Annotated in this window: 10 protein-coding genes; 7 read left to right on the top strand and 3 right to left on the bottom strand. The window is 40.8% G+C overall.

Translation table 11 applies throughout. The features are described 5' to 3' along the window. Positions 1-26 precede the first annotated feature (26 nt). On the bottom strand, positions 27-1,529 hold the full coding sequence (locus H6G25_RS11440) for an NADH-quinone oxidoreductase subunit M (protein WP_190392586.1): 1,503 nt from the start codon (positions 1,527-1,529) through the stop codon (positions 27-29). Between the two features lie 62 nt (positions 1,530-1,591). Beyond that, entirely contained in the window at positions 1,592-3,448 is a 1,857-nt protein-coding gene (locus tag H6G25_RS11435; protein ID WP_190392585.1) for an NAD(P)H-quinone oxidoreductase subunit F, read from the bottom strand. A gap of 636 nt (positions 3,449-4,084) precedes the next feature. On the opposite strand from H6G25_RS11435, the gene H6G25_RS11430 reads away from it, so the two are divergent. The 7 genes from H6G25_RS11430 (at position 4,085) to H6G25_RS11400 (ending at position 9,294) form a co-directional block, all read left to right on the top strand. Further along, positions 4,085-4,393 carry a carbon dioxide-concentrating mechanism protein CcmK gene (locus H6G25_RS11430; protein ID WP_190392584.1) on the top strand — a complete coding sequence of 103 codons (309 nt, stop codon included), beginning with the start codon at positions 4,085-4,087 and terminating at the stop codon, positions 4,391-4,393. Positions 4,394-4,500: 107 nt separating this feature from the next. Then, on the top strand, positions 4,501-4,845 hold the full coding sequence (locus H6G25_RS11425) for a carbon dioxide-concentrating mechanism protein CcmK (protein WP_168496664.1): 345 nt from the start codon (positions 4,501-4,503) through the stop codon (positions 4,843-4,845). Between the two features lie 10 nt (positions 4,846-4,855). Next, positions 4,856-5,155, top strand: coding sequence for a EutN/CcmL family microcompartment protein (locus H6G25_RS11420; protein WP_190392583.1), 300 nt, complete (start codon positions 4,856-4,858; stop codon positions 5,153-5,155). A gap of 97 nt (positions 5,156-5,252) precedes the next feature. Beyond that, a complete protein-coding gene (locus H6G25_RS11415; RefSeq protein WP_190392582.1) occupies positions 5,253-6,920 on the top strand; it encodes a ribulose bisphosphate carboxylase small subunit in 1,668 nt (555 codons plus the stop codon). A gap of 129 nt (positions 6,921-7,049) precedes the next feature. Continuing rightward, complete coding sequence (locus H6G25_RS11410; protein ID WP_190392581.1) at positions 7,050-7,808, top strand: transferase; 759 nt, start codon at positions 7,050-7,052, stop codon at positions 7,806-7,808. 103 nt (positions 7,809-7,911) lie between these two features. Next, complete coding sequence (locus tag H6G25_RS11405) at positions 7,912-8,697, top strand: BMC domain-containing protein (protein ID WP_190392580.1); 786 nt, start codon at positions 7,912-7,914, stop codon at positions 8,695-8,697. 57 nt (positions 8,698-8,754) lie between these two features. Further along, the gene (locus H6G25_RS11400; protein ID WP_190392579.1) at positions 8,755-9,294 is read left to right on the top strand and encodes a Uma2 family endonuclease; all 540 of its coding nucleotides are present in this window, start codon (positions 8,755-8,757) and stop codon (positions 9,292-9,294) included. 403 nt (positions 9,295-9,697) lie between these two features. Here H6G25_RS11400 and H6G25_RS11395 read toward each other — a convergent pair whose 3' ends face one another. After that, complete coding sequence (locus H6G25_RS11395) at positions 9,698-13,015, bottom strand: bluetail domain-containing putative surface protein (RefSeq protein ID WP_199319735.1); 3,318 nt, start codon at positions 13,013-13,015, stop codon at positions 9,698-9,700. Positions 13,016-13,307 lie beyond the last annotated feature (292 nt).

The raw sequence follows: 13,307 nt of genomic DNA, 5'->3' as shown, positions 1-13,307 counted from the left end.
AGTTAAAAGGCTGAATAATACGACTTTTAACTATTTTGAATAGCTATTTTATGCTCACTATTGTGTACTAGATTACTGGTGTTTACCATGGTGGTAATTGTGGTTTCGGTGTAATGTGCCAGCCAGGTGGGTTGAATACCGAAAATGAGGATAAATACAGCTAAAATAATAGCAGGAAGGCGATCGCTCCAGTAAACACGAGGTAGGTTGTAAATTTCCTCTGATAACCGTCCAAAAAAGGCACGATTGACAAGATTTAAGAAATAAACGGCAGTTAAACCATTTCCTAGCATTCCCAACAATGTTTGAACAGGAAAAACCGCGAAACTACCGCGAAAAACGATAAATTCCGAAATAAATCCCACCATTCCGGGTATACCTGCACTGGCCATGACTCCCATAATCATTAAACTACCAATCAGGGGTAAACCGCGTTCTGGGTTGAGTAGTCCCCGAACCACGTTTAAATCTCGGCTACCAGTTTTTTTATAGACAACTCCTACTAACAGGAATAACATAGCGGATATTAATCCGTGACTAATCATTTGCATAACTGCCCCTAATACGCTTAGAGGTGTAGATGCAGCAGCCGCCAACAAAACATAGCCCATGTGTCCGATAGAACTATAAGCTACCATTTTTTTCATATCCGTTTGCGCGATCGCACAAGAAGCGCCAAATAAGACACTAATTACTGCCCATGTAGCTAACCAAGGGGCTAAATAAGCCCAAGCATCTGGTAACAAATTCATGCCAAATCGGAGTAGGCCATAGGTCCCTAACTTCAATAGTATGCCAGCCAAGAGAACAGATATGGGTGTAGAAGCTTCAACGTGGGCATCTGGTAGCCAAGTATGGAAGGGAAAGAGGGGGATTTTAATGCCAAAACCGACCAAAATGCCTACAAGGAGTAAAATTTGGGTAGCTAAGGGCAGATTTTGACTATTTAAGGTCGAGAGTGCAAAACTGGAAGAACCACTTAACCAAACTATACCCAGGAAACTAGCTAAAATGACGATTCCCGAAAAAGCGGTATAAATGAGAAATTTCGTGGCTGCATAACCTCGTCTTGCACCTCCCCAAATAGCAATTAGTAAATACAGGGGTATTAATTCCAACTCATAGAACAGGAAAAATAATAATAAATCCTGTGCTAAAAATGCTCCAATTACCCCAGTGGTCAAGAGAAAAATTAAGGAATAGTAAAATCTAGGACGTTGTTGAGATTCATCACTACTATAAATAGCAATACAAGTTAATAGTCCATTCAGAAGTAATAACGGTAGTGATAAACCATCTATACCCAAATTGTAATTTAAGCCAATGGCATCTACCCACAGTAGAGATTCGGCAAATTGTTGAGTAACGTCTCCGGGGTTAAACTGAATAGCTATGAAAATACTCCATAGAAAAATAATACCGCTAAAAACTAAAGCTATGATGCGGGCGAGTTTACCAGAAATAGTAGAAGGATAAAAACCAAAGAAAGCCGCAGCAATTAACGGCAGTAAAATCAATATACTCAGCATAGTAGATAGGTGACGGTTGACAGTTGACAGTGGTTAGTTAACAGTTGACGGTTGCCTCTTTTCTAAAAGGGTAATTTATCGAATAAGCCCAATGAGAAACTAATGAAAAAACCCAGGATGCTAATAACAAAGATAATTGTCAGCATATAGCCTTGGGATTGACCAGAAATGCTGTATTTCAAACTTTGTCCGCTAAAAATTGCCGCAAAGCCGATTAAATTGACTAGACCATCTACCACAAAGCGATCGCTCCACGCCGATATTTTGGATAACAGCGCCACAGCACTTACAATCGTTAAGCGGTAAATGCGGTCTATGTAAAAATCATAGCCCAATAAATCTTGTAAAAATCTCCAGATTAAAATTCTGGATCTTGACCAAGCCTTGTGAAGATGAATGGTAGCGCCAAGAGTTACTCCAGCCAGAGTGGAAGCGAATAGAGAACCAACTATATACCTATCTAAACTTTCCCAGCTAGGTAATAAATACCATTGTTGTAGCATTAATGGTAACAATAATGTTAGTATAGTTAAAGTCACCATTGGTAATGCCATTGGCCAGGCGACTTCTGGGGCGCGGTGGGTTTTTGGTTGAGATTTTCCCCAGAAAATTAACCGGAATACCCTAGTTAAGTTCAAAGCTGTGAGGCCATTAACTAAGATTAAAACCACAATTACCCAGGGGCTAACTCTGACTAGTCCATCAGCCCATGCTAACATTGCCCAGAAACTGCCTAATGGTAGTAGAGTCACCATACCTGCTGAACCAACCACAAAAGCAGTAGTTGTCGCTGGCATTTTTGACCATAACCCCCCCATTTCTGTTAAGTCTTGGGTTTGGGTGGTATAGATAACAGAACCAGAACTCATGAATAATAGGGCTTTGGCGATAGCATGACTGAGGAGTAACATTAAGGCTACTCCGCCTTGTTCTAAACCCACTGCTAAAAATACCAATCCCATGTAGGCACTGGTAGAATGGGATAGCGATCGCTTAATATCAATTTGAGCTATAGATACCAATGTTGCGCCCACTGCTGTCATTATTCCCACCACCACTAAAGTATTTAAAGCAATAGGGGATAAAGATAATAATGGTTGAATCTTGTAGAGAATATAAGCACCCCCAGCTACTACCAAGGAGTTTCGCATTACCGAGGCTGGATTTGGACCCTCCATGGCTTCATCTAACCACAGATGCAGAGGAAATTGAGCGCATTTACCAGCAGGACCTGCAATTAAACCCAAGCCAAGTAAAGTAGATGTAACTGGGTTTAAATCAGCAGTTTGCGCCCATTCATACAAATCGGAAAAATTTAAGCTACCAGCCAGAGTAGAAAGGGTGACAACAGACATTAATAGTAATAGGTCGCCTACCCGTTTCGTCAAAAAAGCATCTCGCGCTGCTGTGACTACCAAAGGTTGAGCATACCAAAATCCTACCAATAAATAAGTGGAAAGAGTGAGAACCTCTAACAAAGCATAACTGAGAAAGAGAGAATCACTAATTGCTAAACCAATCAAAGCCGCTTCAAAAAATCCTAATAAACCAAAAAATCTGGCTAAGGACCAGTCTTTTTCCATGTAGCCTAGAGCGTAAATTTGTGCTAATAGACTTAGTGCGGTAATTAAAACAGTTGCTCCCACACTGACCACAGAAATTTCTAAAGCGAAAGATAATTGGAAATCAGCAGCTTGAAACCAAGTTATCAGTAGATGTTCTGGTTCTCGATTCCAAACATCTTTAAATACTAAAAGACTGTGAATAAAACCTAAGATGGTAGTCAGCAAATTCAAGTATACAGCAGGTCTAGGTCCTGTGCGTTGGATAATTCCTATGCCCCAAGGCAAAGTTAAAATTGCCCCTATTAAACTATAAAGAGGGACGAACCAACTTGTTAAAAATAGAAATTCATTCATCTAAAATCTTCCTTGACAACTGAGTTTCGACTCTCTTAAACACCCTTAAAATAATCCTTTGCTCAAAAACAAAATTTTCTGAGAAAATCCATGTTTTCTTAACTTTTTAGCTAAATATCTTAGGCATATTTACTTGAAAATAGCCTTTGATCGAGTCATTAAATAATCATGTCACATTTTAGATATTCTCTAAAGAACATTTTTCTCTTCCTGCTGTTTTAAATTAGTTTTTCATGTACATTTGTAAAATTTGCGAATTTTCACCCAGTATTTATGAAAATAGCCAAGTAAAATATCTAGCCAATAGCCCATCTATCTCATACCCAGCCTATGCTAATCCTCCTGATCAAAGAATTAGCTGAGGCTGTAAACTGTAGTGGTTCTAAAAGTGATAAAGAAATTATAAAGCATAAGCTGTCACTCTAGGGATCAGTGAATTTGAAGATCACAAAAGACAGTATAAAGTTTTGTTAAGTTTTTTAAATATATTTTATGACAAACTATTATAGTAATTTATGTTGCCAAGGATGCCAAGGTTTCATAAGCTTAAATATGGCGGTATTTTGGAAAGTGAGCATCCCCGGCCAAAATTTCCACCGCTAGTTCTAAAACGATTAATTTTTGAGGAGTTCTGCGATGCCAATTGCAGTTGGAATGATTGAAACTAAAGGCTTTCCCGCAGTAGTAGAAGCTGCTGATGCCATGGTAAAAGCTGCCCGTGTAACCTTAGTAGGATATGAAAAGATTGGCAGCGCTCGCGTTACAGTGATTGTGAGGGGAGATGTTTCTGAAGTGCAAGCTTCAGTTGCGGCTGGCATTGAAGCGGCCAAAAGAGTCAACGGTGGTGAAGTGGTGTCTACACACATCATTGCTCGTCCCCACGAAAACTTAGAATACGTTTTGCCAATTCGTTATACAGAAGCAGTAGAACAGTTCCGCACTTAAGTCTTCTAATTACTGTTTAAACGAAAAGATTAACGGGTCTGTTTGCTTGGGTTTAAATGAGTTTAAATCTGGTACGAGTAAAAAATTTAATTTAAGGACAAGAACAAATGTCAATTGCAGTAGGAATGGTAGAAACTCTAGGCTTTCCCGCAGTAGTAGAAGCTGCTGATGCCATGGTGAAAGCTGCTCGTGTTACTTTGGTAGGCTATGAAAAAATCGGTAGTGGTCGGGTGACAGTTATCGTCCGTGGTGATGTTTCCGAAGTTCAAGCTTCAGTAGGTGCTGGGGTAGAATCAGTAAAGCGTGTTAACGGTGGACAAGTGCTATCTACCCATATCATTGCGCGTCCTCACGAAAACTTGGAATATGTTCTCCCCATTCGTTATACCGAAGATGTAGAACAGTTCCGGGAAGGCGTGAACGCAATTCGTCCTTTTGGTAGAAGACCGTAATTAATAAATAATGCAAATTGCCAGAGTTCGTGGCACAGTAACTAGCACCCAAAAAGATCCCAGTCTGCGGGGTGTGAAACTGCTGATGTTGCAATTAGTAGATGAAAATGGCAATCTCCTGCCAGTGTACGAGGTAGCAGCCGATAGTGTGGGGGCAGGAGTGAATGAGTGGGTACTTGTCAGTCGCGGCAGTGCTGCTCGTCAAGTGCTGGGCAATGAACAACGACCCTTAGATGCAGCAGTGGTGGCAATTATAGATACCATTTATGTTGAAGATCGTGTCATTTACAGCAAAAAAGACCAGTTATAGATAGTCAGGAACAGGTGACAGGTGACAGGTGATAGGTGACAACTGACAACTGACCACTGACCACTGACAAAAAGCTTATTTCAGGAGGAATCTCGCAATGGTAGTCCGCAGCACGGCGGCACCCCCAACCCCGTGGTCAAGGAGTTTAGCCGAACCCAATATCGATAAAACTGCATTTGTACACTCTTCTTGTAACCTAATTGGTGATGTCAATATAGGTGCAAATGTCATAATTGCTCCAGGAACTTCCATTAGAGCAGATGAAGGTACACCGTTTTGTGTTAGTGAAAATACTAATATTCAAGATGGTGTAGTTATTCATGGGTTGGAGCAAGGCCGAGTTATTGGTGATGATGGACAGAAATACTCAGTATGGATTGGCAAAAGTGCTTCCATTACCCACATGGCGCTAATTCATGGACCTGCTTACGTTGGCGATAGTTGTTTTATTGGCTTTCGTTCTACGGTATTTAATGCCAGAGTGGGTGCAGGGTGCATTATTATGATGCACGCCTTAATTCAAGATGTGGAAATTCCACCGGGTAAATACGTGGCTTCTGGGTCAATAATTACTACTCAGCAGCAAGCGGATAGATTACCAGATGTCCAGGTGCAAGATCAAGAATTTGCTCACCATGTAGTCGGAATTAATCAGGCTTTGCGGGCTGGTTATCACTGTGCTGCGGATAGCAAGTGTATTGCACCCATTCGGGATGAACTTAATCTTGCAGCAGATAAATCTTATACAAGCATTGAAATTGAAGAGTTAGAAAGGAGCAGTGACGTGGCCAGTTATAGCTTAGGTGCAGAAACAGTAGATCAATTACGTTATCTACTAGAACAAGGATTTAAAATTGGCACAGAACACGTAGACCAAAGACGTTTCCGTACTGGTTCTTGGCAGAGTTGTCAAGCCATTGAAACCCGGTCTTTAGGTGAGGCTGTTTCTGCTATAGAATCCTGTTTGCGAGACCATAGCGGTGAATATGTGCGTCTATTTGGTATTGATAACAACAGAAGACGGGTATTGGAAACAATTGTTCAACGTCCTGATGGTGTAGTTGCTGGTACATCTAGCTTTAAAGCACCTGCGGCTGCATCCGTTGGCAGTTACAATGGTAATGGTAACGGGAATGCCGTTGGTAGTGGGAAATTCAGTGCGGAAACCCTAGAACAAATTCGTCAACTTTTGGCCAGTGGTTACAAGATTGGTACAGAATACGTAGATGAGAGACGTTTCCGTACAGGTTCTTGGAATAGTTGTGAACCAATTCAATCTACATCTACTCAAGCAGTTATTTCTGCTTTAGAAGAGTGTATAGAGTCACATAAAGGTGATTATGTGCGTTTAATAGGCATTGACACCAAAGCTAAACGTCGCGTATTGGAAGCAATTATCCAAAGACCAAACGGACTCGTAGCGTCTGCTGGTAGCACCAAATCATTTACAAGTACAAATTCTGCAACTGCGACAGCGACAGCAACGGCGACAGTTACCAGCACCCGTCTAAGCGCAGAAACAGTAGATCAATTGCGCCAATTGTTGTCCAGTGGTGCAAAAATTGCGGTTGAACACGTAGATCAGCGCCGCTTCCGCACAGGTACTTGGACAGTTGCGGGTCAAATTCAGACTACATCTGAACGAGAAGCGATCGCAGCTTTAGAAGGATACGTTTCTGAATATCCAGGCGAGTATGTGCGTTTAGTGGGTACAGACCCCAAAGCAAAACGCCGCGTATTAGAAGCAATGATTCAGCGTCCATAGGAGTAGGTAAAAGGGAAAGGGCAAGAGGGAAAAGGCAAGAGGCAAGAATTACCAATTACCCATTACCCATTACCCATTACCCATTAGCTAATATATCGTCCATTTCCGGCTTCCGAGGTAATAAATTTCATGTCAGTATCGCTGCTACAACTGAGCGATAGATTTGATACACATATTTATGGCGACGTGATTATTCATCCCAGTGCGGTATTAGCCCCGGGAATAATTCTCCAAGCAGCTACTAACAGTAGAATTGTGATTGGTGCTGGGGTATGCCTGGGTATGGGGTCAATTCTCCAAGTAAGCGAGGGTATCCTAGAAATAGAAGCAGGAGCAAACCTGGGAGCCGGTTTTTTGATGGTTGGTCAAGGTAAAATTGGGGCTAATGCCTGTATTGGTGCAGCAACAACGGTTTTTAACTATTCCGTAGCGCCAGGACAAGTGATTGCCTCTGGTTCAATTTTGGGGGATACTAGTCGGCAGGTTGTTGAAGCGTCAGCGGAAGAACCGGAGTCTTCTAATTCTCAACCAGAGAAACCAGAGAAACAGGAACAAGTAATTTCCTCAACTCAACTCTCGGTAGCGGCTTTTCTGGAATTTAAACACCAATCTACACCCGTATCTCCACCTTCACCCACACCGAAAAGCCAGTCTCCTCCGGTAGAAGAAACCGCTGTAGTAAGTGATTCTACATCTGAAGAAACTACGCTCCCGGAGTCTACAGAAGAATGCTCTGATCACTTAAAACCCAGTGAGTCGAATCTTGAAACTCACAATATTTTTGGTACACAAATTTATGGACAAGGTAGCATAAATAGGCTGCTGAGTACATTATTCCCCCATAGACAATCTTTGGGCAATCAAAACTCTGACAATTCTTCAGGTTAAGTGTTAAGTATGAAGTGTGAACCCAAGTCCATATTCAAATGCTAGTTTTCATTCTTCTGTGATTGAAGACGGTATACGAACCTTATCCTGGAAAATAATGCAGATGGAAACATATAATGAAAGTGCTTTGAGCAATATTCATGCAGAACGTCGCCGTGATAGCCTCAAAGATACTGCTTTAGGTTTAGTCTCAACCCTCAGTTTCCCCGCTATAGTTGGCACGGCTGACATGATGTTAAAGTCGGCTGGAGTCCACTTAGTTGGCTATGAAAAAATTGGTAGTGGTCATTGTACCGCTATTGTCCGAGGTGGTATCGCTGATGTACGCTTGGCTGTAGAAGCAGGTGTACAAACTGCTGAACAGTTTGGACAGTTGGTGTCTAGTTTGGTGATTGCGCGTCCTTATCCTAATTTGGATATAATTCTACCTATTAACCGTCTGACTCGATTTATGGGAGATGGTAGATACAGCCGTTTGAGTAATCAAGCCATTGGGCTGGTAGAAACTCGCGGCTTTCCCGCTATGGTGGGGGCTTGTGATGCCATGCTGAAAGCTGCTGATGTACATTTAGCCTCCTATGAAAAGATTGGTGCTGGTTTATGCACCGCCATCATTCGTGGTTCAGTGGCTAATGTAGCTGTAGCAGTAGAAGCGGGAATGTTTGAAGCCGAACGCATTGGTGAGTTAAATGCAGTTATGGTGATTCCTCGGCCATTAGATGAGTTAGAAGAAACTTTACCTGTGGCTAGTTGCTGGATGGAAGAACGCCAACCAGTGAATATACCTATTAATATTAAAGATAAAATCACAGATGTGGAGGCGGTGGAGTTGCCAGATTTAGCGAAATTGCCTGTGAGGGTGAAGGAAGAAATTTGGCATGATGAATAATATCACGGGGAATAGAGACTTTATAGTATTTCCGTAGTATTTCAGGAGAAAACGATCATGTCTTTTACAGTCAAAGAACTAGAAGAAATACAGATAGCATATCCTGACTATCGCCTGGAATTAGTAGATGGGAGTATCATTATTATGAGTCCGTCGGGTTATGAATCGGAAGAAGTAGGTACTGAGTTTGCGCGAATTTTGGGTAACTGGGTAAGACCTCGTAAACTAGGGCGTGTAGTTGGTTCAAGTGCGGGGTTTAAATTACCAAATTCTGATTTACGTGCGCCTGATGTATCTTTTGTTTGTGCTAATCGCCTCAAAAAATCAACGGAAGATTATGCTGAATTAGTTCCTGATTTAGTAGTTGAAGTAAAATCTAAAACTGATTCTTTAGATAAACTGAGAAAAAAGATTGAAGATTTTATGAATTTAGGTGCAAAAGTTGGGATTTTAATTAATCCCAAAACAAGAACTGTAGAGGTTTCTTGTCATGGAGAAACACAAATTTTCAAAGATGGTGATATTTTAACTCTTCCTGATTTATTACCTGGTTGGGAAGTGGGAATTTCTGAAATTTGGTCGCCTGTTTTTGAATAGTTTAGATGATATAACGTTTTTTAATTCAGTTCCGAATGAGATGTATAATAAGTAGTGTTAGTTTTCTTTTGTCAACCCAATCTAAAAGTTTTGAATCTTCATTACATATTATGCTAATTATACTAAATTGGGTTCACAAAAACCATGAAACCCTTATCCTGCAATAAATACTGGCATTATTTATTAACGTTTTAGGTGTTTTTCATGGATTCTGGCTTTTTGCCTTTATTTTTGCACACATTTTTGATGTTTAATTAGTAGTTTAGCATACCAAGTACTGAAGAACGAAAGTTTTTAAACCACCTCTGAGGTTGGGATAAAGTGGGATAAAGAAAGAAATATTAAATATTAGAGTGATTTGGGTTAAACTCGCTCCCCAATCACAGAAGGGGCGCTTATGCACTTAGATAAATAAGCTACTAACGGCAATAGTACCCAAAGCTGGTAATGTACCACTGTATCCTGTGATATTCACCAATAGGTCATTGCGGGATTGGAAACCAGCCACACCATCATTAATGACTAAATAAGTCCCGGTAATACCGGAAGTGGTGACACTGACTAAAGCTGCACTATTTACACCTAAAGCCTGATTGCCAGTTAATACTCCATTAGCATCAGTAAATACATTATTGACCACATTTGTTAAGGTAGTGGCTGTACTATTAGCAGCACGAGTGAAGCTAGTGGGAGCATTCATAGCTACACCCAGGGAGGTCAACAGGTCAATTTTATCAGTTCCAATGGCAAAGTCGGTAATTCGGTCTGCTCCTGATACTGGGGATTGTCCAAATTGGAAAACGAAGATATCGCTTCCTACCCCTCCTCTGAGGGTGTCTGCACCAGCACCACCATTGAGGGTATTATTACCACTATTACCTGTCAATGAATTGTTACCTGCATTCCCAGTACCATTAATAGCATCTGTTCCAGTTAAAGTCAGATTTTCGATGTTGGGGAAAACCGTTAAATCAAAGGTAACAGAAGATTGAATGCTATCTGTTCCTTCTCCGGGGTTTTCAGTAATAGTGTCAGTAGGAGTATTAATTTGATAGGTATCATTTCCTGAACCACCGATTAGGGTATCAATTCCGGATCCTCCATTGAGAGTATCGTTACCAGCATTTCCTGTGAGGGTGTTATTGCCGCTATTACCAGTGAGGGTGTTATTCAAACTGTTACCTGTGCCATTAAGATTGGTGGTTCCTGTCAAGGTCAGGTTTTCCACATTATTAGGTAAGGTGTAGGAAATGGAGGAGTTGACTAAATCAGTTCCTGCATTGAGAGCTTCGGTAACAATGTCACCTATGTGATTGACGGTATAGGTATCGTTACCAGCGAGTCCGATGAGGGTATCTGCACCATTTGTACCGATTAAGGTATCAGCGTTAGAGGTTCCAGTAAAGGGATCATCATTGGTAATTGTCCCTGTGACTGCATTTGTTGTACCAATAGTGTAACCAGTTCCAGAGGCTAAAGTTAAGACAACGGTTTCATCACTTTCTACAGTGGCGTCAACAGTGGGGTTAACTGTGACGGTGGCTGTGGAAGCACCAGCGGCAAAGGTGACGGTTTTTGTGGTGCCTACGGTAGCAATTCCTGTATAATCAGTGCCTATTGTGGCAGTTCCGCCGACTTTATAGTTGACGGTGAGGGCATTACTAGTAACTCCTGTGCGGGTAAAGGTGTAGACTAAGTTGGTTGTTCCATCTTCGGTAACACTGGGAGGAGAAACTGCTAGGCTAACACTGGTGTCGTCATTTTGGATAGTACCAAAGGCGTTGGCGGTGGTAATAGTTGCCCCATTAGTCGGATTAGAGAGGGTAACTGTAAAGACATCCTGACTGGGGAAATCACCTTCCACTTCAGGAGTGGTGTCTCCTTGCACATTTACCCTAATCACCTTACTGGTCTCACCCGGTACAAAGCTAACTGTTCCTGACGGGAAAACCCCCCCGGTAAAGTCATCGGCACTAGCGGATTCCCATCCATCTACAACAGCAATAAGTACGACACCTTCTACGGTGTAGTCAACACTGACCGCACTTAATAGGTAGCCAGTCCGGTTGATGGTAAATGTAAAAGCTTTGCTACCACTATCCCCCTCGCTCTGGTCAGCATTGGCAGGGGCGATCGCTAGTACAGTATCGATGAAAATCCCTCCCCCAGTATAATTAGAAGTATTGTTGCTGATGATACTGTTATTAATCAAGACAGTTCCCTGATTACTAATTCCTCCCCCATTAAATTCAGAAATATTTTGATTAATTGTGCTGTTAATGAGAGTAATGCTACCAGTATCTGAATTATAAATGCCACCACCTTCACCAGTAACAGCATAGGAGGAAATTTTATTAATGATACTATTGTTACTCACAATAGTATTAGTCAGAGTCAGACTACCCTCGTTATAAATACCTGCTCCGTTGTTTGCAGAACTGTTATTATCAATTAAACTATTAGTTAAATTTGCAGTACCGAAATTACCGATACCACCAGCATCTCTGTCTGTTGCATTTTTGGTGATATTACTATTGGTTAAATTCAGTGTTCCAAAATTTATAATTCCCGCCCCTTGTGACTTACTTCCTCCTATAAACCTATCAGAAGTGTTTTCAGTGATTGTACTATTATTAATGTTCGCCATGCCGTTTTTATCAATCCAAACACCTCCCAGTTTCGCCTTGGTAATTGTTATATTATCTAAGGTAAGATTGCCCCCATCTAAAACATGAAGAACGCGATCACCCACTCGAAATGGGCTTAAAACCTGACTACCATCAATAATTGCCGAGCCATTACCAACACTTTTGATAGTAATATTTCCTCCGGCTAATATATCTATATCTCCTGTTTTTGCGGCATTTTCATCATCAAGAATAAGAGGTGAATTATTACCTTGGGTAAGAAAATAAGTTTGTCCCCCTTGTAGTTCGATAATATAATCATTCGTCGTATTAGCATTAGCAATTAAAATCGCATCCCTTAATGATAACCCATTAGTTGCACTCCCATCATTTTGATCGGCGGTCGTATTAACGGTTAAAATGATTGGTGCAGATTTTTCTACAGGAATATCATTTCCTGCGATCGTAATATTTGCGAAGTCATTTTCAGTAGCAATTCTTTTTAATTCTTGCGCTGTCAAATCTACTCCACGGACTAATGCTGAGAAATATTCTCCCTCATCCCCCACCGTATCCACCTGATTAATTTGAGCATCTACATAATGCCCAATTTCTTCTAAAATCACATTAACTATCGATTCCGGTGAAGCTGTATTCAAAAAAGATGCTGATAAATAAATCTTATTATTGCTGCTGGCATAAGCACCATTCGCCGTCCCCAAAACGTCCCCATTAAGTACCTCAATAAAGCGAAGTTGACTGAAATCTCGACTTCGCCACTGCTGTCGTAATTCTGTCGCTTTGATAACATCATAATTTGTGCCGAAAGCCCTTTGCCAATTTGCCCAAAACCTATCAGATTGAGTAAAATTAAACAGGCGTTGCATAATAAGACCATCATGGAAATACAAACGAGAGTCATTTTCGATGATAGTTCCGGTATTGTTGAGTTGGGTATTTAGATATTTTTGATAATAGTCACTAATGGTTAAAGTGCCGATTTGGGTAATAGGAGTTGCTGATGATAGAGTTCCATTATCCCAAAGAGTACCATTTAAGGTAGTTGCGTCAATCCAGTTGAAGTTATTAGCCATGATAAATCCTACTTATTTCTAAAGTTTTTGTTCAGAAAATAGTTGTTGCTAATTTTAGCGTAAACCTATGATCAAGATAAGAGGTGAACCAGTAAGCAGCACTTTTATTTAAACCTCAGTTTAATAACTGGATAAATTTTGATAGCGATCGCATTATACCCACCGGAGGCGATCGCTCATATTATAAACTCTGAAGATACATTTTTATGTATACTAAGCTTAAAGACTTTGTATAAATAACGCTTAGAATCATCTAGTGTTACGCAATACCAAGCTATATCTACAAATTGTT

Origin of the sequence: Dolichospermum sp. FACHB-1091, from assembly GCF_014697585.1 — a bacterium.
GTDB lineage: Bacteria > Cyanobacteriota > Cyanobacteriia > Cyanobacteriales > Nostocaceae > Dolichospermum.
This window is presented reverse-complemented; position numbering and strand designations above follow the sequence as displayed.